Annotated in this window: 17 protein-coding genes; 10 read left to right on the top strand and 7 right to left on the bottom strand. The window is 55.4% G+C overall.

The window, feature by feature from the left end:
- Nucleotides 1-23 precede the first annotated feature (23 nt).
- The 3 genes from B2R48_RS09015 (at nt 24) to B2R48_RS09025 (ending at nt 3,242) form a co-directional block, all read left to right on the top strand.
- Nucleotides 24-1,331: a NarK family nitrate/nitrite MFS transporter gene (locus B2R48_RS09015; protein ID WP_232310658.1), complete on the top strand. Its 1,308-nt coding sequence runs from the start codon at nt 24-26 to the stop codon at nt 1,329-1,331.
- 141 nt (nt 1,332-1,472) lie between these two features.
- The gene (locus B2R48_RS09020) at nt 1,473-2,063 is read left to right on the top strand and encodes an ANTAR domain-containing response regulator (protein WP_062956321.1); all 591 of its coding nucleotides are present in this window, start codon (nt 1,473-1,475) and stop codon (nt 2,061-2,063) included.
- A gap of 3 nt (nt 2,064-2,066) precedes the next feature.
- Nucleotides 2,067-3,242: a CmpA/NrtA family ABC transporter substrate-binding protein gene (locus B2R48_RS09025; RefSeq protein ID WP_296999450.1), complete on the top strand. Its 1,176-nt coding sequence runs from the start codon at nt 2,067-2,069 to the stop codon at nt 3,240-3,242.
- A 94-nt stretch (nt 3,243-3,336) separates the two neighbouring features.
- Here B2R48_RS09025 and B2R48_RS09030 read toward each other — a convergent pair whose 3' ends face one another.
- From B2R48_RS09030 to B2R48_RS09040, 3 genes are read right to left on the bottom strand one after another with little or no spacing between them, the layout of a single operon-like run.
- Entirely contained in the window at nt 3,337-4,518 is a 1,182-nt protein-coding gene (locus B2R48_RS09030; RefSeq protein ID WP_296999451.1) for a M24 family metallopeptidase, read from the bottom strand.
- Nucleotides 4,519-4,544: 26 nt separating this feature from the next.
- Complete coding sequence (locus B2R48_RS09035) at nt 4,545-5,705, bottom strand: M20 aminoacylase family protein (protein WP_296999452.1); 1,161 nt, start codon at nt 5,703-5,705, stop codon at nt 4,545-4,547.
- Nucleotides 5,706-5,720: 15 nt separating this feature from the next.
- Nucleotides 5,721-6,506 carry a maleate cis-trans isomerase family protein gene (locus tag B2R48_RS09040; RefSeq protein WP_296999453.1) on the bottom strand — a complete coding sequence of 262 codons (786 nt, stop codon included), beginning with the start codon at nt 6,504-6,506 and terminating at the stop codon, nt 5,721-5,723.
- Nucleotides 6,507-6,744: 238 nt separating this feature from the next.
- Here B2R48_RS09040 and B2R48_RS09045 point away from each other — a divergent pair, with 238 nt between their 5' ends.
- Nucleotides 6,745-7,230: an Lrp/AsnC family transcriptional regulator gene (locus tag B2R48_RS09045; protein ID WP_296999454.1), complete on the top strand. Its 486-nt coding sequence runs from the start codon at nt 6,745-6,747 to the stop codon at nt 7,228-7,230.
- Here B2R48_RS09045 and B2R48_RS09050 read toward each other — a convergent pair.
- Together B2R48_RS09050 and B2R48_RS09055 are read right to left on the bottom strand one after the other, a co-directional pair.
- Nucleotides 7,227-8,438, bottom strand: a complete 1,212-nt coding sequence (locus B2R48_RS09050) for a diaminopropionate ammonia-lyase (protein ID WP_296999455.1) — start codon at nt 8,436-8,438, stop codon at nt 7,227-7,229. The genes B2R48_RS09045 and B2R48_RS09050 overlap by 4 nt on opposite strands.
- A gap of 164 nt (nt 8,439-8,602) precedes the next feature.
- Complete coding sequence (locus B2R48_RS09055) at nt 8,603-9,244, bottom strand: TetR/AcrR family transcriptional regulator (protein WP_296999456.1); 642 nt, start codon at nt 9,242-9,244, stop codon at nt 8,603-8,605.
- Nucleotides 9,245-9,392: 148 nt separating this feature from the next.
- Between B2R48_RS09055 and B2R48_RS09060 the strand changes: the two genes are divergently transcribed.
- Nucleotides 9,393-11,429 (top strand): NADH:flavin oxidoreductase, encoded by a 2,037-nt coding sequence (locus tag B2R48_RS09060; protein ID WP_296999457.1) that lies wholly within the window; start codon nt 9,393-9,395, stop codon nt 11,427-11,429.
- Between the two features lie 49 nt (nt 11,430-11,478).
- Here B2R48_RS09060 and B2R48_RS09065 read toward each other — a convergent pair whose 3' ends face one another.
- Nucleotides 11,479-12,357 (bottom strand): LysR substrate-binding domain-containing protein, encoded by an 879-nt coding sequence (locus B2R48_RS09065; RefSeq protein WP_296999458.1) that lies wholly within the window; start codon nt 12,355-12,357, stop codon nt 11,479-11,481.
- A 149-nt stretch (nt 12,358-12,506) separates the two neighbouring features.
- Here B2R48_RS09065 and B2R48_RS09070 point away from each other — a divergent pair, with 149 nt between their 5' ends.
- Nucleotides 12,507-13,748 (top strand): aromatic ring-hydroxylating oxygenase subunit alpha, encoded by a 1,242-nt coding sequence (locus tag B2R48_RS09070; RefSeq protein WP_296999459.1) that lies wholly within the window; start codon nt 12,507-12,509, stop codon nt 13,746-13,748.
- 4 nt (nt 13,749-13,752) lie between these two features.
- Entirely contained in the window at nt 13,753-14,820 is a 1,068-nt protein-coding gene (locus B2R48_RS09075; RefSeq protein ID WP_296999460.1) for a hybrid-cluster NAD(P)-dependent oxidoreductase, read from the top strand.
- Between the two features lie 34 nt (nt 14,821-14,854).
- On the opposite strand, the gene B2R48_RS09080 is transcribed toward B2R48_RS09075, so the two are convergent.
- Complete coding sequence (locus tag B2R48_RS09080) at nt 14,855-15,880, bottom strand: GlxA family transcriptional regulator (RefSeq protein WP_296999461.1); 1,026 nt, start codon at nt 15,878-15,880, stop codon at nt 14,855-14,857.
- 97 nt (nt 15,881-15,977) lie between these two features.
- Here B2R48_RS09080 and B2R48_RS09085 point away from each other — a divergent pair, with 97 nt between their 5' ends.
- The 3 genes from B2R48_RS09085 to B2R48_RS09095 form a co-directional block, all read left to right on the top strand.
- A complete protein-coding gene (locus tag B2R48_RS09085; RefSeq protein ID WP_062956309.1) occupies nt 15,978-17,231 on the top strand; it encodes a sarcosine oxidase subunit beta family protein in 1,254 nt (417 codons plus the stop codon).
- 11 nt (nt 17,232-17,242) lie between these two features.
- A complete protein-coding gene (locus tag B2R48_RS09090; RefSeq protein ID WP_296999462.1) occupies nt 17,243-17,545 on the top strand; it encodes a sarcosine oxidase subunit delta in 303 nt (100 codons plus the stop codon).
- A partial coding sequence (locus B2R48_RS09095; protein ID WP_296999463.1) for a sarcosine oxidase subunit alpha family protein occupies nt 17,542-20,213 on the top strand: 2,672 nt, incomplete at its 3' end. The genes B2R48_RS09090 and B2R48_RS09095, both read left to right, overlap by 4 nt.

The raw sequence follows: 20,213 nt of genomic DNA on the forward strand, positions 1-20,213 counted from the left end.
TATTCAGTCTCAAGACTGTCCAGATGCGTACTTTCCACCTTACCTGGCTTTCATTCTTCCTGTGCTTCTTTGGTTGGTTCGGTATTGCACCGCTGATGCCGCTGGTGCGCGATGACCTGGGGCTTACCAAAAGCGAAATCGGCAGTACCATCATTGCCTCTGTCGCCATCACGGTTCTGGTCAGACTTTTGATCGGGCCGCTTTGCGACAAGATCGGGCCGCGCAAGACCTATACCGGTCTTCTGGTGCTGGGCTCGCTTCCGGTCATGCTGATTGGTCTTGCTGACAGCTATGAAACCTTCCTGCTTGCCCGTTTGGCTATCGGCTCGATCGGGGCATCGTTTGTGATCACGCAGTATCACACGTCGATGATGTTCGCGCCGAACGTGGTTGGGACGGCAAATGCCACGACCGCTGGCTGGGGTAACCTTGGCGGTGGCGTGACGCAGATGGTCATGCCGGCGATCCTCGCCATGGTTCTTGGTTTCGGTGTAGCTGAAACCATGGGCTGGCGTCTGGCGATGGTATTTCCGGGCGTGATCATGCTGGTGGTTGCAGTGCTTTACTGGGTCTTCACCACGGATTGCCCGGATGGCAACTATAGCGATCTGCGCAAAAGCGGTGCGCTGAAACCTGAAGATGACACCGCTGGTGCGACCAAAGGAATGTTGGCTGCAGTATCGGATTACCGTGTCTGGGCATTGTTCCTGGTTTATGCGGCGTGCTTTGGTGTAGAGCTGACCATCAACAACATTGCTGCAATCTATTTCTTCGACAAGTTTGACCTGTCTTTGGCAACTGCCGGTATGATCGCTGGTCTGTTTGGCTTGATGAACATCTTTGCCCGTACGCTGGGCGGTGTGTTTTCTGACAAGTTTGCTGCCAAGGGCGGTCTTTCGGGTCGCGTGAAGTTTCTGTTCATGGCACTGTTCATCGAAGGCATCGCCCTGATTGCCTTCTCGCAGATGGAAGCACTGGTTGTTGCGGTTGCCGTGATGATCGTCTTCTCGCTGTTCGTTCAGATGTCAGAAGGGGCAACCTTCGGGATTGTTCCGTTTGTTAACCGCAAGGCGCTTGGCTCGGTTGCGGGCATTGTCGGTGCGGGTGGTAACGCCGGTGCGGTTGCTGCGGGCTTCCTGTTCAAGTCCGAAGCGCTTACCTATGAAGAGGGTCTTCTTTATCTTGGTGTTGCAGTGCTAATTTGCTCGTTCGCAGCACTGGCTGTGCGGTTCTCGGTGGAAACGCAGGCCGAAGAAAAAGCACGGTTTGAATCTGCTCAGGCGGAACGTATGGGTACTTCCGGCTCAACGCAGCCGGTTCCGGCTGAATAACCGCGCGTTTGACAAAATCTATTCGGGATGCGGCCAGTGTCGCATCCCGAACCATTAATCCGTATCCGATAACGGGCGGAAAGATAAAAAGAGTTATGAGAGATCAGGCCAAAAGAGGCTGCAAGGGAGTTAAGGGGTAATTTGGTAAGGCTGGAAGAATACAATATTCTGGTGATCGACGAAGATCCCGACCGCGCGGCTATTGTCGAACGTGGTCTGGTCGAAAGCGGTTATGCGCGCGTTTCGCGAATTGGGACGTCACACAATTTGGTTGAACGCATTCAGGCGCTTGCCCCGGACATTATCATTATTGATCTTGAGAATCCGGACCGTGATACTCTTGAACAGATGTTTCAAGTGTCACGCGCGATCGCGCGCCCGATTGCCATGTTTGTCGACCAGAGCGATGCCTCGATGATTCAGGAGGCTGTTTCAGCCGGTGTCAGTGCGTATGTCGTTGACGGTTTACGTCAGGACCGCATTCGCCCGATTGTCGAGATGGCGATTTCACGTTTCAACGTTTTCGATCAGCTGCGCCGTGAGCGCGACGAGGCGCAGGCCAAGCTTAATGAGCGCAAAATGATTGAGCGGGCCAAGGGATTGCTGATGAAAGAAAAAGGTTTGTCCGAGGAAGAATCCTATAACCTTTTGCGCAAGAATGCCATGAAGCAGAACCGCAAGATCTATGAGATTGCGCAAAGTGTCATCACGGCGTTTCAGTTGGAGTTTTAATTGATGGCAAATAAGGTTCGTCTCGGATTTGTACCGCTTGTCGACTGTGCCATTCCAGTCGTGGCGCGCGCGATGGGATTTGCCGCGCGCGAGAACATCGAACTGGAACTTGTGCGGGAAATGTCATGGGCCGCCATTCGCGATAAACTGGCTTTTGGCATGCTGGATGCGGCACACTTGCTTGCGGGCATCCCGATTGCCGCGCGCCTTGGGCTTGGCGGGCTGCCGGTTCAAAACATTGTCGTACCGATGGCCTTGGGCCGTGGCGGCAATGCGATTACGGTTTCAACAAAGCTGTATCAACGTATGCTCGAAGCCGATCCTGATGCGATGCACGGGCCGCGTGGCTTGTCCGCCAGGGCGCTTAAAAAGGTCATTGATGAGGACAAGGCTGAAGGTCGTCCGATCATGTCCTTTGCCACGGTGTTTCCGTTTTCAAGCCATAACTATGAGCTCCGCTACTGGATGGCAGCTGCCGGAATTGACCCGGACGCGGATGTGAATATCGGTGTCATTGCGCCGCCCAGAATGTTTGACAGCCTGCGAAATGGCTGGGTTGACGGCTATTGCGTCGGGGAGCCATGGAACCAGCGCGCTGTCTTTCATGGCGATGGCGTCATCGTCGCCCTGAAGGACGATATCTGGTCCCGCAGCCCTGAAAAAGTTTTGGGATTGCGCGAAGACTGGGCGAACTCCAACCCGGAACTTGTTTCATCGCTGGTGCGTGCATTGGTTTGTGCGGCAGAATGGGCAGATCAGCCGGGAAACCGGGTTGAACTTGCGCACATTCTGTCAGAGGAAGCCAATGTCGGCGCCCCGTTTGAAGTGCTCAATGCATCGCTTAGTGGCAAACCGGTCTTGCGCCCTGGTGAACCGCCACTTGATCTGCCCGACCGCCACGTATTTTATCGTTACACCGCAACCTTCCCCTGGCTTTCACAGGGGCGCTGGCTTGGTGAACAAATGAAACGCTGGCGGCAAATCCCAGAGGATTCTGACCTTAAGACTGTCATCCGGGAGGTCTATCGCCCGGATCTGTATCGGACAGCGGTCGACGGGCTTGATGTTCTGGTGCCGCAAGATGACTGGCGTGTTGAAGGTGCCGCGAATTCAGCGGATCAAGCACTTGTCGGCCGCGATCAGTTTCTTGATCACAGTGTCTTTGAAGTCGAGTGTTAAGGGCGCATACCGTTCTCAGACTTTTGCTGCAAGGTGTTGTTCTGGGTATCAAAGGCGCGCCGACTGGCGCAGGAGAAATCGATCCCACCTTCTGTCATCTAACAGAAGGAAGCGTCGGCCATGTTCGTGCATGCAAGAATTCACAGCCTTGTTCGGTGATCACGATGTTTTCTTCATGAACCATCATCTTACCCGGTAAGAAGCTCATGCCCGGTTCGAGGGTTATGACCATCCCGGGTTTGAGCGGTACATCACCGCCTTCCTGAAGTGATGGCCATTCGGTGAGTTGCATGCCAAGGCCATGACCCATGCGCCCGACTGAATTGCCAAGTGCACCTGCCTTGGTCAATTCGTCTGACATGGCACGCCATACGTCGCCGGTGGTATGTCCGGGCTTGGCAGCTTTTAGCCCCGCCTCTGTGGCTGCAAAGACAGCGTCATAGGCAGTCAGGGTTTGCGGATCGACTTCGCCAAAGGCGAAGTTTCGGTCGAAGTCACTGAAATATCCGTCGAAATTGGCACCGGCATCGATAATCAAAACGTCGCCATCACCTAACGCCCGATCTGTCGGCCCCATGATGATGTTGTCATAGCCGCCCGGACCGGATGCCGCGATCAGATAAGGGCAACTGTCTGCACCCAAACGCAACATTTCGATCTGCATGGCCTTGCAGGCTTCGCGTTCGGTTATGCCGGGTTGAATGGTATTGCGCAGGAAATCGAACCCGGCGGCGGTGACTTCGCAGGCAAAACGGATTTTGGCGATTTCGGCTGCCGATTTCACTGCACGAATGCTGCGCAAAAGGGGGCTGATATCAACAATTTCATGATTGTTCAGGTTTTCACAGAGCTGCCTGAAATTGGCGGCGGGCATACGTAAATGGGTTTCCGGCCCCATCATGATGCCGATTTTCTGACGGCTGCCAGCCGCAATTTTAAGCGTGTCAGTCAGAAGACTGATGCCATCATCTTCCGGGCGGGGCGAGGGCCAGCTTCGGACATTTTCAATCCATGTTTGGTCAAACCCGACGACACCGATTTCGGGCACAACGGCAATTGGTTTGCCGTTTGCCGGGATCACCAGAAACCATGGCCGCGTTGGGCTTTCCCAGAATTGCGACTTGAATCCGCTGAAGTAACGAAATTCCGGTTCGGTCGTGACAAAGAGCGCGCCTATATCCTGCGCAGCCATGAGTGCCTGAAGGCGATTGGTGCGGTTTTCAAATTCGGCGGTTGCAAACCCGCGGGAAGGGGGAATCAATTTAACGGTTTCCATCTTTGCGGGGCTCCTGCGATGGGCGATCAGCCCAGAATGTCTTCGGCCAATTGCACCCAGTACTCTGCGCCTTTGGAGAGGATGCGGTCATTGAAATCGTACTTCGGATTATGAAGCGCACAGCCACCAACCGTCCCGGTGCCGTTACCGATCAGGGCGTAACAACCGGGTTTGACGCGTAGCATGCTGGAAAAATCTTCGGAAATTGTCAGGGGAACACAATCGGCAACAACATTTTCGGCCCCAAAGACAGCCTGTGCCGCCTTGATCGCCTTGGTGGTTTGGTCGGGATTGTTGATGGTGGAATGAAAGGTGTTTTTGAAACTGAATTCATAGCTGGCACCAGCCGCCTGACAAGTACCGGCAACGATGCGTTCCATGGCGGTTTTGATTTTGTTCAGGCTGGCATCGGTAAAGCAGCGGCAATCACCCTTGATGGTGACTTCGGACGGGATCACATTGACTGTGCCATTGGTGATGAATTCGGTTGCAGAGACAACAGCAGTTTCCTCGACCGCGCTGAGATTGCGTGACGTAATGGTTTGAAGGGCCATGATGATCTGCGAGCCCACCACGATCGGGTCGACACCGCGATGGGGCATGGCGGCATGACCGCCAATGCCCTTGATCCTGATTTCAAAGCTGCTTTCACTCGCCATAAGGGAACCGGGCCGGACGGTGAAGGTGCCCTCTGCCAAACCGGGCATGTTGTGCAGGCCATAAACTTCATCAATGGCAAAGCGTTCAAACAGGCCATCATCAATCATTGCCTGCGCGCCAGCACCATGTTCTTCGTCAGGCTGGAAAATGAAATGCACCGTACCATCAAAGTTTCTGGTTTTTGCCAAATGGGCGGCCGCCCCCAAAAGCATCGCCGAATGGCCGTCATGGCCGCAGGCATGCATCTTGCCATCATGTGCGGAGCGGTAGGGTGTTGTGTTTTCCTCGGCAATGAAAAGCGCATCCATATCGGCACGCAGACCCACGGATCGGTCTGAGCTGCCATTGCGCAGAATGCCGACAATACCGCTTTGCCCGACGCCGCGCACGGTCTCAATCCCGAAGCTTTCAAGCTTTTCGGCAATGAAGTTTGATGTCATGGGCAAGTCAAAACCGCATTCCGGATGGCGATGAAGGTGCTGACGCCATGCGGTCATGTCTTTGATCAGGGGCATATCAAGGGGCATTTAATGTCCTTTGTTTCAGGCGCGCGATTGGAGTGCTGCGGTCCCCAGATGATCACGCATCAGGGTGCCGAAACCCGATATCGGGTTCGGATAGTTCATCAGTTTCAGGCTGTGCCACGCAAGAGCCTGATTGGAACTGATGACCGGGATATTCAGTTGGTCTTCGAGATCCGCGATCAGGCCAGAGGCCCGAAGGGCGGTGCAGGAAATGAACAAAAGATCAGCCTGTTTGGCGCAGGTTTGAAGGGCTGCGGTTTTGATGTCTTCGGGCGCGATGAAGGTCATGGCGGTGTCGTCTTCAAACCCGAAGCCGGTCATGTTGATGACCTCTACCCCAAAGGATTCAAAAAGGGCCGCAACATCGCGGTTTACCGGTTCGGTATACGGGGTGAGGATCGAGATTTGTTTGGCCGATAGGGTTTTAAACGCCGTTATGGCGGCGGTGGCGGGGTTCGTCACCGGCACACCCGGATGCACGTCTTGAACAAGGCGGGTGACTTCATCAACACCAATGGCAATGGCACCCGATGTGCAGGCATAAATCACCGCATCAAGACCGGTGCCAGGCAGGATTTTATCGGCAGCATCGCGGATGCCCGGCGTCATGCGGCGAAGATTTTCAATTGTCAGCGGATTGTGATTGCGTACCCGACTGGTAAAGAAGCTGACATCTGATGGATAGAGCTGTTTGAGATCGGTTTCGATATTGAAATCAGTCGCCAACGATATCAAGCCAACCCGTCCAGCCGGGGCCAGATGGTCCAGTGGTTTCAAAGGATTGATCGTCGCAAAACTGGTCATTGCTGATGAAAACCCCAAAAAGGGATGCCAAGATGTAATGAGCGCCCCTGACATGGATGCAGAACGAAAAGCGTAGCGCAATCTGATGCGGGAATTCCGACATTCGGGCATCCATGGCGTCGAAACGCCGCATTATTTGCCGGAATATGATCGGCAAAAGGGGTTTACATTGCAATCAAAGCCCGCACACTGAGTACAATGTGCCGGATCGACCGGCCCGATTTTTCAGGTGTTTTCAATGAGCAACGCCCCCATTGGCAAGATCGACGGCTTTGATGCGAAAATCCTTGAGATCATCCAGAAATCAAGCCGGGCAACCTCCGATCAGGTCGCCGAGCAGGTGTGCCTGTCCCCGGCGGCCGTTCAGCGGCGCATCAAGAAAATGCGAGAACAGAATATCATCAGCGCCGAAGTCGCCGTAGTAAATGCCAAGGCGGTTGATCGCAATGTCACCGCCATCGTGCAGGTGACGATGGAGCGCGAACAGCTTCATCTCCTTGATGAATTCAAGAAAACGGCAAAGAACCACCCGTCTGTTCAGCAATGCTATTACGTAACAGGCAGTGCCGATTTCGTGCTTGTCGTGACGGCACGCGACATGGACGAGTATGAAGACTTCACCCGTGAGGTCTTCTTTGAAAACAACAATGTTAAAGGCTTCCAGACCAGCATTGTCATGGACAATGTGAAGGTCGGCCTGTCGGTGCCGGTTGATGTCGATTAATCCTGCGCTGTTTGTCCAACGAGGCGGTCATACATTTCCGGATCCGTCGCCCCCTCTGTCCCGATGACGAAAACCTTGCTGGTTGGGTCAAGGCCCAATGCCTTGGCAAAGGTCGGGTTTTGTGATGCCAGAATGGCTGCCCCCAGACCGGCAACAGCGGATTCTCCTGCCTCTGCCTTGGGGTCAGTTTCGTAGCCCCGGGCAAGAAGTTGCATTACTGGTGCGACCATGTCCTCGCTCAGCGTCATGAAGTCATCCGCCCCGTTTGACAGGATCTGCCAGCCGAGAAGGGATACCTCGCCACAGGCCAGGCCCGCCATCAGGGTTTCAAGATCGCCCTCAACCGCGACCGGATGACCGACCTTCGCACTTTGCTGCAGGCAGTTGGCCTGTTCGGGTTCGACCACGACGATGCGTGGCCGCTTTTCGCCCCAGAGGTCCCAGAAATAGCCCGTTACGGCCGAGGCCAATCCGCCAACACCGCCCTGAATGAAGACATGGGTCGGGATGTCGCCGTGAAGCTGCTCGACCGCCTCAGCCAGCATGACGGTATAGCCAAGGGCGACGTCCTTGGGGACCTCCATGTAGCCTTCATAACTGGTGTCCGAAACGATGATGCGTCCCTTGGCCTTGGCTTCGCTATCGGCGAGCCGGACAGATTCGTCATAGTTGCCAGTAATGCGGATGACTTCGGCGCCAAAGGCCTCCATGGCTTGTTTGCGGCCTTCGGAAACATCGCGATGAATGTAGATTACACAGCCGCAGCCAAACATCTGTGCACCCCAGGCAACAGAGCGCCCGTGATTGCCATCGGTGGCGCAGGTAACAACGATTTCTGAGACTGTGTCCTTGTGTTTGCCCGCAATAATGTCCGAGACGCTGGGGTGGATGCCGGCTTTATCTTCGATGATGGCCTGAAGTTGCCTTGCAACGGCATAGGCGCCGCCAAGTGCCTTGAAGCTTTTCAGGCCGAACCGGGTTGCTTCGTCCTTGTACCAGATCTTACCAAGCCCGCAGTCGCGCGCAAGGTTGGTAAGGCTGTGAAGCGGGGTTGGCTGATAAGACGGCCACGCGGTGATATTCGCAATGGCTTCACGTGATCTTGCAACGCTGATGACAGCCTTTTGGGCGTCGGAATAGGCGGTTTCCCGGTTTGCCAACGGATTTGCAAAATGGGTCATCGACCCTTTGGCGTTAATCATGCTCATCACTGCCCTTAAATGTTCAAGACACGCAACCATCACCGATGGCCCGATACGTGACATTTTATTGGCTCGGCATGCGGATTTTCCTTTGAATTGCGATCAAATCCGACGCGCGCCATCAGATTTCGGGTGAATCTGAGGCAAGCCATCAAAAGGGTGGTGCAGGATCAGGGTTCGAAATTGTGTCGCGCATAGAACCGGTTGAGTTCATTTGGCGTGGGTGCCTGTCCACAGAATGTTTCGACATAGCCCGGAATGCGCGCCATGCGGACGGCAAGGTCTTCGTTTGATTGCATGGAAATATAGCCGATCTGCACCAGATAGATGGTGCGTGCACGGACATCGGCCATGCGTTCATCCTGCCCGAAGCGGATGAATAGTTTTGCGAGCGCATCAAGACGTTGCTGATCGGCCTTTTCAATCTCGGCCATGACATCGTCGGACTGCACCGACCAGCTGCGCACGGCGAATTCAAGGCGCGCGTCAAACAGGTCGGGCATCAGCCAGCAATCGATGATGTTCAGCATCGCTTCCGAGACGCTTTCGGCATAGGCCTCTGTCTGTTTGATCAGGTTGCCGGTGTTTTTTTCGCGCCACAGATCAAGCAGGGCACCAAGCAACTCCCTCCGGTCCTTGAAGAACCAATAGAAGCTGGTGCGCGACAGGTTCAGGCGCTTTGCCAATGGCTGGATCTTCACGCCATCCACACCGGTTTCAAGCAGGGCGTCATAAGCCGCGTTCAGCCAGACCTCGGCTGATCCGCGCCAGCCACTGTTTTGCCCGGCGATATCTTCAATCTGTTCTTCCATGGGCCTGTCCTTAGCAAAATGCCCGGATCGCGACAAGCAGAGTGTACATGAATGTATCTGAAATATACATCAGTGAACTTAAAATTGACATAACTGTACATTTCTGAATATCGTCATGGGCAGAGAGTCCAAAACCGGAGCCCCGCACATGTCCAACGACCCGCTTCTTCAGCCCTATCAGCTTAAACATCTGACGCTGCGCAACCGCATTATCATGACGTCGCACGAGCCGGCCTATCCCGAGGATGGCATGCCAAAGGACCGTTATCGCGCCTATCATGTTGAGCGCGCCAAGGGCGGTGTTGCGATGACCATGACGGCGGGGTCGGCTGCGGTATCAAAGGACAGCCCACCGGTTTTCAACAACCTTCTGGTCTGGAAGGATGAAGTCGTTCCGTGGATGAAGGATCTGACCGACGCGGTGCATGAACAGGGTGCTGCTGTCATGATCCAGCTGACCCATCTTGGCCGTCGCACGCGTTGGGACAAGGCAAACTGGTTGCCGGTAGTATCCCCCTCTCACAAGCGCGAAGCAGCCCACCGGGCCTTCCCGAAAAAAATGGAAGACTGGGATATTGAGCGCATCATCAAGGATTATGCCGATGCTGCCGAACGCATGAAGGCGGGCGGTATGGACGGGATCGAGCTTCAGGCCTATGGCCATCTGATGGACCAGTTCTGGTCGCCGCTGACCAACGAACTTGAAGGCCCTTATGGTGGCAGCATCGATAACCGCCTGCGCTTTACCTTTGATGTGCTGACCGAAATTCGCAAACGGGTCGGGCCGGATTTCATTGTTGGTGTGCGTTATACCGGTGATGAAGACCTTGAGGGAGGATTGACCAAGGAAGATGGTCTGTCGATTTCCAAGCGTCTTAAAGACAGTGGCATGGTCGACTTCCTGAATGTTATTCGCGGGCATATTGATACGGATGCCGGTCTGACCGACGTGATCCCGATTCAGGGCATGGCGAACTCGCCGCATCTGGATTTTGCCGGTGACATTCGTGCAGCCACCGATTTCCCGACATTCCATGCTGCCAAGATCCCCGATGTCGCGACTGCGCGCCATGCGATTGCATCGGGCAAGGTCGATATGGTTGGCATGACCCGCGCACACATCACCGATCCGCATATCGTGCGCAAGATCATTGAAAAGCGCGAAGATGAAATCCGTCCGTGCGTCGGGGCGAACTATTGCCTTGATCGCATTTATCAGGGCGGGTCGGCCTATTGCATCCATAACACCGCAACCGGGCGCGAGCTTTCGATGCCGCAAATTGTTGAAAAGGCCGAAACCCGCAAGAAGGTTGTAATTGTCGGATCCGGCCCGGCCGGGATGGAGGCCGCGCGTGTCGCCGGCGAACGCGGGCATGAAGTTGTTGTCTATGAAGCCGCCCCCAATCCGGGCGGCCAAATTCGCCTGACCGCACAAAACGAACGCCGCCGCGAAATGATCAGCATCATTGAATGGCGTATGGCTGAATGCAACCGACTTGGCGTAACCTTCCATTTCAACACTTGGGCCGAGGCCGACACGATTACGGCCGAAAACCCGGATGTGGTGATCGTCGCCACCGGCGGCATGCCCGATACCGAGGTCCTGTCAAAGGGCAATGATCTGGTGGTGTCGACCTGGGATATCATTTCGGGTGACGTCAAGCCGGGGACCAATGTTCTGGTCTATGATGATGCCGGGGATCACGCCGGTCTGCAGGCAGCTGAACTGATTGCCAAGTCAGGGGTCAAGGTCGAAATCATGACGCCGGATCGGTCCTTTGCGCCGGAAGTCATGGCGATGAACCTTGTGCCCTATATGCGCAGCATGCAGAAGCTTGATACCACCTTTACGGTGACCTATCGCCTTGAGGCGGTGGAAAAGCAGGGCAACCAACTCATCGCGCATGTCGGCAGTGACTATGGCGGGGTTGCCAAGCAACGGGTCGTCGATCAGATCGTGGTCAACCACGGCACCATTCCGCTTGATGATATCTATTTCGATCTCAAGCCCGGTTCATCGAACCATGGTGAAATGTCGCATGATCAGCTTCTGGCCGGTCAGCCACAATCAGTTGTACGGAACCCGGATGGGACTTATCAGCTGTTCCGGATCGGGGATGCCGTATCGGCACGCAACACCCATGCGGCAATCTATGATGCGTTGCGCTTGTTGAAAGACGTCTGACCTGATCGGCAAGTGTGGCGATGTGCTGCGCTTGCCGTTTCCCGTGATCTCAGGCGGCGTCGATCAACCAGTCGACAAATATGCGGGCCTTTTCGGATGCGCGGGGATGGACGCGCAAGTAAAACCCCATGGGAGATGCGATTTCGTCCGGCACAAGTTTGATCAGGCGTCCATCTTCAAGCAGCGGTCCAACCAGTTCGTCCCATCCAAGCATTGCACCGACATCGTCCTGTGCGGCCTGCAATGCAATCGTGTAATTGTTGAGCTTGAAGCTGCGGCCCTTTGGGGCGGGGCGTCCCAATGCGCGGAACCAGTCAGTCCATGTTGTCCAGTCTGTTTCCTCGTTATGCAGATGGATCAGGGGTGTGCGCAGCAGATCATCAATCGTTTCAATGTTTTGTTCGGCCTTGAAGGCCGACGTGCCGATGGCGGCCACACGGTCCTGAAACAGTTTGTAATATCCCTCCGCCCCGTCATCGGGGTTGCTGTAATGGATGCTAAGGTCGCAATGCCCGGTCATGCCGGGCACATCCGAGACAATTTGCGAGACCGTAATATTTGGATAAATTTTCCAGAAGGCGGCAATTTTTGGCGTAAGCCAAAGTGAACTGACAGCCGTTGTGGTTCTGATTGTGACATCAACCGTTTCATGTTGATCGCGCAACTGGATGACCGCGTCGGAAATGGTTTCAAAACCCCTTTGCAGTGCAACGAGCAGGAAAGCGCCTTTCTCGGTCAATTCCACCCCGCGGTTGCGGCGAATGAAAAGCGCACTGCCAATATCGGCCTCAAGTGCCTTGATCTGATGGCTTACAGCCGCAGGCGTCACATTCAGTTCCGCTGCCGCATCCTTGAAGCTCATATTGCGACCCGCTGCTTCAAAGCAGATCAGGGCATTTATCGAAGACAGATCATATGGGCGGGCCAACGGCCTCTCCTGAAAACAGCGCAGGGTAGTTTGTGTGAGTTTTTCAGATTAGGTGAGCTAAACCAAGATGAAAATTAATGCCGTTGTAAATTGTGGCATGAAGTTCACACTTTTGGTTGCTTTTAACCATCAAGAAACGGATTTCCGCCATGCCCGTTATTTCGCATTCAGTCCAAGAGCTTTTGGCGCGTCGTGTTCCTGGATATTCTCTGGAACAGCCGTTCTATACGGATCAATCGATCTTTGAGCTCGACCTTGAAAGCATTCATTACAAAGAATGGCTGTTTGCGATCCCGGCATGCGAAATACCCAAGGCGGGCGATTACGTCATTTATGAAGTCGGTGCTTATTCCGTCGTGATCGTGCGCGGCAATGATCAGATGGTACGTGCCTTCCACAATTCGTGCCGCCATCGTGGGTCGGTTCTGTGCAAAACCAAAAAGGGCCGAAATCCACGGCTGGTTTGCCCGTATCACCAGTGGACCTATGACCTTGATGGCAAGTTGCTTTGGGCACGTGATATGGGGCCGGATTTTGACAATTCAAAATTCGGGTTAAGCCCGGTTCATTGCCGGATGATACACGGCTTGGTCTATATCTGCCTTGCTGAAAACGCACCGGATATCGAACCGTTTGCCAAGACCGCCGAGCTGTATCTTGCGCCGCACGATCTTGAAAATTCCAAGGTCGCGTTTGAAAGCACGATCATCGAAAACGCCAACTGGAAGCTGGTTTGGGAAAATAATCGGGAATGCTATCACTGCGGGGGCAACCACCCGTCGCTGTGTCGGACCTTCCCGGAAGATGCGCGCGCGATCGGCAGTACATCCGATGGTGTGGTGGCCGGTGAGCTTGATCGTCATATCGCCCGGTGCGAGGCGGTTGGCGCGCCATCGGCCTATCAGATCTCGGATGCCGGTGAATGGCGTCTGGTGCGTGTACCGCTTCTGGGGGAAGCGGAAAGTTACACACTTGATACCAAGGCTGCTGTCAGCCTGCCGAACTCCAATATCCCGTTCAAAAATGCGGGATCACTTTTGAAGTTTCATTACCCGTCGACCTGGAACCATTTCCTGTCGGATCATGCGCTTGTTTTCCGTGTGACGCCGATCAGCCCGATGGGAACCGAAGTCGTCACCAAGTGGCTGGTGCACAAGGATGCGGTTGAGGGACGTGACTATGACCTGAAACGATTGACTGAAGTCTGGCTTGCGACCAATGCCGAGGACAAGGAAGTGGTCGAAAACAATCAGCGTGGCATCGCGACACCGGCCTACAAGGTGGGACCGTATTCCGAGAGCCAGGAAGCAGGCGTAGCCCAGTTTGGCAACTGGTATGCGAAAACACTGTTGGACAGGCTGACCCAGACCAGATTGGTCGCGGCGGAGTAGGGCGATGTCAGTGATCGAGAAACCGAAACTTGCCTTCTGGTCGGACTCCGAGGAACTGGAATGTGTTTCGTTCCTGCCAGAAGCCCCCAACGTCATGACATTTTGCTTCCAGTCGGTGTCGGGCGCTTTGTTCAGCTATGACCCCGGGCAGTTTTTGACGTTGGAGCTCCCGGTGCCGGGCGGGCCGCTTTATCGTACTTACACGATTTCATCCTCGCCATCGCGGCCGACATCCTTGACTGTGACGGTCAAGGCGCAAATTGGGTCGGTCGGTACGCGCTGGATGCTTGATCATTTGCGTCCGGTCATGCGCATTCGGGCCAAAGGGCCGTCTGGCAGCTTTTCATTGATTAACCATCCGGCGGATAAATACCTTTTCATTTCGGCGGGGTCGGGCATTACGCCGATGATGTCGATGACGACCTATCTTTATGACGCCGGACGTGATCCCGACATTGTATTCGTCAATTGTGCAAAGCGCCCGTCCGAGATCATCTTTCGCGAACGCCTGGAACACAGCGCATCACGGATTAACGGTATTGCCCTGAAATGGGTGGTCGAAGAAGCCGATCCCTACAAGCCGTGGACCGGATATTTGGGGACGTTCAATCAGCTGATGCTGGGCCTGATGGCGCAGGATTATCTTGAACGTGAAGTGTTTTGTTGTGGACCTGAACCCTTCATGCAGGCCGTGCGAGAGGTTCTTGTCGGGCTTGGCTATGATATGGATCGCTACCATCAGGAAAGCTTCCACGCGCCGACACTTGAAGCAGAAGACGTGCCCGATGATGTCGTCCCCGATGAGGACAGCAAGGCTGTCATCGCATTCACCGCATCTGGCATTACGGCAAATTGCACCCAGACCGATACCGTCCTTGCCGCGGCGCGCACGGCAGGCCTCGTAATCCCGTCAGGCTGTTCGATGGGGATTTGCGGGACATGCAAGGTGCGCAAGACCGAAGGGCAGGTTCATATGGTTCATAATGGCGGGATTACTGACGACGATATCGAGGAAGGCTATATCCTTGCCTGCTGCTCGAACCCGATCGGGCACGTCACTATTGATGCCTGATGATGCCCGGCGGCTGATCGACTTCGACCTGTTGTCAGGGCAGGGTGGCCGGGACCGGAACCGTATTGCGATATTCCGACGGGTTCATGCCGATTTCGGCCTTGAAGGCATGAATGAAATGCGATGCGTCGCAAAAACCGGTACTGAGCGCGATCTGGGTGGTGGTCCTGTTCGACTCGCCAAGCATCTTTTTGGCAGCATCAAGCCGAATACGTAGTGCCGTGCGCGAAGGTGAAATGCCCAGATCGGCACTGAACGCGCGTTCAAGCTTGCGGCGCGTTACACCAAGTTTCTCTGCCATTTTGGCGACGGTTTCGGGCGATTCGATATTCTGGCGCATCCGCAGAAGCGCCTTCTTTACCAGCGGTTCGCGGGCAACCAGATCAGTCTGGAAGCCCGGCTGCGGATTTTCGCCGGTCATCGCCTCGTTGATGATCATGATGCTCAGACTCTTGGTCGCGGCCGTGCGTCCGATATGCTTTTCCACCACCCAGGCTGCCAGATGGGCCGCGCCATGCCCGCCCGAACAGGTCAGGCGGTCACGATCAACCACAAAGATCTGATCGGAAACCGGTTGGGCGGCCTCAAAGCGTGCGACAAATTCGTCATGGTGGAACCAGCTGACACAGCAGCGGTATCCTTCAAGAAGGCCCGCCTCATACAACGCGAAAACCCCGGTGCATAGGCCGATCAGACTTTTGCCTTTGGCCGCAGCCGCCTTGAGATAGGCAATACACTCAGATGAAAACCCGCCTTCTTCTTGAATAAGCCCGCCAACAACCACGATATAGTCGTAGTCACCGGCATTGCGCAGGCGCGTGTCGGGCTGCACCTTGACCCCGCAACTGGAACGCACCGGGTTCATGGTATCAGACAGCACTGTCCAGTCGCAGTTAATCGGCCGTGAACGGTCCGCCTCATCGGCGGCCAGACGCAATACATCGACAAAGCTTGCAAACGCTGTCAGCGTGAAATTGTCTGCCAGCAGAAAGGCGACGCGAAGACGCTTTTTTGCATTGGTTTTGCCAGGATCGGAGCGAGGGTTCGAAAAAGAGTTCATGGCAAAAATATACAATGAATTTGTCGCAATTATCCAGTCCGCAAACCAAGGACATTGATAGAGTTCCGGCAATGGTAAATCGGGGGATCGTACAATCATGACCCATTTTTCTGCGCTATCGCTTATAAAGAACGCCCTGAGCGGGCAAAAGAACTGGGAGCCACAGTGGCCCGACAGTGAGCCAAAGGCCGAATACGATGTCATCATCGTCGGCGCAGGTGGTCATGGTCTTGGTGCGGCCTATTATCTGGCCAAGGAACACGGCATAACCAATGTGGCCGTGATCGATAAAGGTTGGCTTGGCGGTGGGAACACCGGCCGTAACACGACAATCATTCGCTCGAACTATCTCTATGATGAAAGTGCGAAGCTTTATGACCACGCACTTGATCTGTGGGATGGGCTGAGCCAGGAGCTGAACTACAACGTCATGTATTCGCAGCGCGGCGTTCTGATGCTTGCGCATAACGTGCATGATGTTCAAAGCTTCCAGCGCCACGTACATGCCAACCGCCTGAACGGTGTGGACAACGTCTGGCTGTCTGCCGAAGAAGCCAAGGAATACTGCCCGCCACTCGATATCTCGCCGACGGCGCGTTATCCGGTCGTTGGTGCGGCTCTTCAGCGGCGCGCAGGGACAGCACGCCATGACGCCGTGGCATGGGGGTATGCCCGTGGCGCTGCGGCACGTGGTGTCGATATCATTCAGAACTGCCCGGTAACCGCCATTCGCCGTGGCCCGGACGGCCGTGTCACCGGTGTTGAGACTGCCAAGGGCTTTATCGGCGCAAAAAAGGTTGCTGTTTCGGCTGCCGGTCATACCTCGGTCGTGATGGATACGGCAGGTGTTCGCATGCCGCTTGAAAGCTATCCGCTGCAGGCGCTGGTGTCCGAGCCGATCAAGCCGATCTTCCCCTGTGTTGTCATGTCCAACAGCGTGCATGCCTATATCAGCCAGTCTGACAAGGGTGAACTCGTGATCGGGTCGGGGACCGACCAGTATACCAGTTATTCCCAGCGCGGCGGTTTGCCGTTGATCGAGCATACGGTTGCTGCGATCTGCGAGATATTCCCGATCTTCAACCGTATGCGCATGTTGCGTAAATGGGGTGGTATCGTCGATGTGACCCCGGACCGTTCGGCCATTCTTGGCAAGACGCCGGTGCCGGGTCTTTATGTCAACTGCGGCTGGGGTACCGGCGGGTTCAAGGCGACCCCGGGTGCCGCCCATACACTGGCATGGACCGTCGCCAAGGATGATCCCCATCCGGCCAACGCGCCCTTCACCCTTGAACGTTTCAGCACCGGCCGTCTGATTGACGAAGCCGCTGCTGCAGCAGTTGCGCACTAAGGAGACCGGACATGCTTCTGATCCATTGCCCCTATTGCAATCAGACCCAGCCGGAGGCGGAATTTACCTATGCCGGTGAAGCCCATATTGCACGTCCGGCTGATCCATCGTCGGTCAGTGACGAGGAATGGCGCGATTTCCTGTTCATCCGCACCAACGTCAAGGGCCCGCATTATGAACGCTGGCGCCATTTTCATGGCTGCGGTCGATATTTCAACGCTGTACGTGACACTGTCAGTGACCGGTTCCTGATCACCTACAAAACCGATGATCCCCGTCCTGAACTGTCCAAATTGTTGGAGAAATCGAAATGAGCAGCTTCCGCGTTTCCGGGCGTGGTCGCGTCGATCACACCCAACCGATCCAGTTCACCTTTGATGGCAAGAAAATCAAAGGTTTCAAAGGCGATACCGTTGCGTCGGCCCTGCTGGCCAATGGCATCCACTTGATGGGTCGATCGTTCAAATATCACCGCCCGCGTGGTGCCGTGACCGCTGGTTCGGAAGAACCGAACGCACTGGTCGGTACCCGTCGTGGTCCGGGCCGGTTCGAGCCGAACACCCGTGCAACCGTTCAGGAAATCTGGGACGGCCTGCAGGTCAACAGCCAGAACCGCTATCCCAGCCTGTCGTTTGATGTTGGTGCGATCAACGACAAGGCCTATATGCTGTTCTCCGCCGGGTTCTACTACAAGACCTTTATGTGGCCGAAATCCTTCTGGGACAAGGTATATGAGCCGTTCATTCGTGCGGCTGCCGGTCTTGGCGTTTCACCGACCGAACCGGATCCGGATCATTATGCATCGCGTTACCTGCATACCGATGTTCTGATCATCGGTGCTGGTCCTGCCGGTCTTGCCGCGGCTCTTACTGCTGCGCGTGCCGGATCTCGCGTGACGCTGGTGGATGAAAACCCCGAAGCAGGTGGCTCGCTTCTGTCTGAACCTTCGGCCATGATCGAAGACATTCCGGCCTGGGACTGGGTTGCCAAAACCGTCGCAGAGCTCAAAGAGCTTGGCGTCAAGCTGATGACCCGAACGACCGCAATTGGCTATTACCACCAGAACTTCGTGGGCTTGTGCGAAAAGCTCACCGATCATCTTGCCAGCCCGGATGGGGAAACACCGCGCGAACGCATGTGGCGTGTCCGTGCCAAGCAGGTTGTTCTGGCGCAAGGTGCGCTGGAAAAGCCGCTGGTGTTTGATGGAAATGATCGCCCGGGCGTGATGCTGGCCGGTTCGGCCCAAACCTACCTGAACCGTTATGGCGTGCGTGTTGGTGACAAGGCTGTCATCGTCACAAGTCATGACAGTGCATGGTATGCGGCCTTTGATCTGGCCGATGCTGGCACCGCGATTGCCGCCATCGTTGATACCCGTGCAGAACCGAATGCCGATCTGGTTGCCGAGGCGACCCGTCGCGGTATTCGCATCATGGCCGGTCATACCGTTACCGGTACCGAAGGACGCCTGCGTGTCAAATCGGTTCGGGTCAATCCGGTCACCGGATCGGCGGTTGGTGCACCCGAAATGATCGGTTGTGACTGCCTTTTGATGTCGGGTGGCTGGACGCCGTCGCTTCATTTGTTCTCGCACACCAAGGGAACGCTGAAGTGGGATGAGGAACGCCAGACTTTCCTTCCGGATCACAAGTCAGAGGAGTGCGAAATTGCTGGCGCGGGCCGTGGCCTGTGGGGCATTGAGGCGGTCCTGAATGACGGTGCGGAAATGGGCGCGGCAGCAGTCAAAAGCCTCGGCAAAACTGCCAAAGCTGCATCCTATGCCGTGGCACATGATCGTCCGGGAACCGGTGTCAGCCACAAGGAACTGCCGACCGATCTGGATGCAGGCAAGGCACGTGCCTTTGTTGACTATCAGAACGACGTGACCGCAAAGGACCTGCGTCTGGCGGTACGCGAAGGCATGCGTTCGATTGAGCATGTCAAACGCTATACCACCAACGGCATGGCAACCGATCAGGGCAAGATGTCGAACATCAACGGCCTGAACATTGCCTCTGACGCATTGGGTGTGCCACAGCCAAAAGTCGGCCTGACGACTTTCCGTCCGCCTTACACCCCGACGACCTTCGGGGCGTTTTGTGGCTATCACAAGGGCAGTCACTTTGAAGTCACGCGGAAAACCCCGATTGACAGCTGGGCCGAAGAAAACGGTGCCGCTTACGAGCCAGTCAGCCTGTGGCGTCGCGCATGGTACTTCCCGAAAGACGGCGAAGACATGCATGCCGCTGTTGATCGCGAATGCCGTGCGACGCGCGCAAGTGTCGGTATCTTTGATGCATCGACCCTTGGCAAGATAGAGGTGGTTGGCCCCGATGCGGTTGAATTCATGAACCGTATGTACACCAACCCCTGGACCAAACTGGCACCGGGCCGGGCACGCTATGGCCTGCTTTTGGGGGATGACGGGTTTATTCGTGATGATGGTGTTATTGGCCGTCTGGCCGATGATCGCTTCCATGTCACCACCACGACCGGTGGTGCGGCGCGTGTTCTGAACATGATGGAAGACTACCTTCAGACTGAATGGCCGGACCTTGATGTCTGGCTGACCTCGACGACCGAGCAGTGGGCGACCATTGCGCTGAACGGCCCGAATGCCCGCAAGGTGCTTGAGCCGTTTGTCGAAGGGTTGGATATGTCTGATGAAGCCTTCCCGCACATGTCGGTTGCCGAATGCCGCGTGGGTGGCTTCCCGGCACGCTTGTTCCGCATCAGCTTTACCGGCGAAGTCGGCTTTGAGGTAAACGTTCCGGCCCATGCCGGTCGCGCCCTTTGGGAAATGCTGTTCGAAGCAGGCAAGAAATACGATATCTGCCCCTATGGGACCGAAACCATGCACGTGCTGCGTGCCGAGAAGGGCTATATCATTGTCGGTCAGGATACCGATGGTACGGTCACCCCGCATGATGCCGGGCTGAGCTGGGCTATTGGTAAAATGAAACCAGACTTCGTTGGCAAGCG

Source organism: Thalassospira sp. UBA848 (assembly GCF_002295455.1).
Classification (GTDB): Bacteria; Pseudomonadota; Alphaproteobacteria; order Rhodospirillales; family Thalassospiraceae; genus Thalassospira.

Excerpts from the sequence above, each read along its gene's own strand:
- B2R48_RS09015 (WP_232310658.1), top strand. The coding sequence starts at position 24 with ATGCGTACTTTCCACCTTACCTGGCTTTCATTCTTCCTGTGCTTCTTT.
- B2R48_RS09025 (WP_296999450.1), top strand. The coding sequence starts at position 2,067 with ATGGCAAATAAGGTTCGTCTCGGATTTGTACCGCTTGTCGACTGTGCC.
- B2R48_RS09030 (WP_296999451.1), bottom strand. The coding sequence starts at position 4,518 with ATGGAAACCGTTAAATTGATTCCCCCTTCCCGCGGGTTTGCAACCGCC.
- B2R48_RS09035 (WP_296999452.1), bottom strand. The coding sequence starts at position 5,705 with ATGCCCCTTGATATGCCCCTGATCAAAGACATGACCGCATGGCGTCAG.
- B2R48_RS09040 (WP_296999453.1), bottom strand. The coding sequence starts at position 6,506 with ATGACCAGTTTTGCGACGATCAATCCTTTGAAACCACTGGACCATCTG.
- B2R48_RS09045 (WP_296999454.1), top strand. The coding sequence starts at position 6,745 with ATGAGCAACGCCCCCATTGGCAAGATCGACGGCTTTGATGCGAAAATC.
- B2R48_RS09050 (WP_296999455.1), bottom strand. The coding sequence starts at position 8,438 with ATGAGCATGATTAACGCCAAAGGGTCGATGACCCATTTTGCAAATCCG.
- B2R48_RS09055 (WP_296999456.1), bottom strand. The coding sequence starts at position 9,244 with ATGGAAGAACAGATTGAAGATATCGCCGGGCAAAACAGTGGCTGGCGC.
- B2R48_RS09060 (WP_296999457.1), top strand. The coding sequence starts at position 9,393 with ATGTCCAACGACCCGCTTCTTCAGCCCTATCAGCTTAAACATCTGACG.
- B2R48_RS09070 (WP_296999459.1), top strand. The coding sequence starts at position 12,507 with ATGCCCGTTATTTCGCATTCAGTCCAAGAGCTTTTGGCGCGTCGTGTT.
- B2R48_RS09075 (WP_296999460.1), top strand. The coding sequence starts at position 13,753 with ATGTCAGTGATCGAGAAACCGAAACTTGCCTTCTGGTCGGACTCCGAG.
- B2R48_RS09080 (WP_296999461.1), bottom strand. The coding sequence starts at position 15,880 with ATGAACTCTTTTTCGAACCCTCGCTCCGATCCTGGCAAAACCAATGCA.
- B2R48_RS09085 (WP_062956309.1), top strand. The coding sequence starts at position 15,978 with ATGACCCATTTTTCTGCGCTATCGCTTATAAAGAACGCCCTGAGCGGG.
- B2R48_RS09090 (WP_296999462.1), top strand. The coding sequence starts at position 17,243 with ATGCTTCTGATCCATTGCCCCTATTGCAATCAGACCCAGCCGGAGGCG.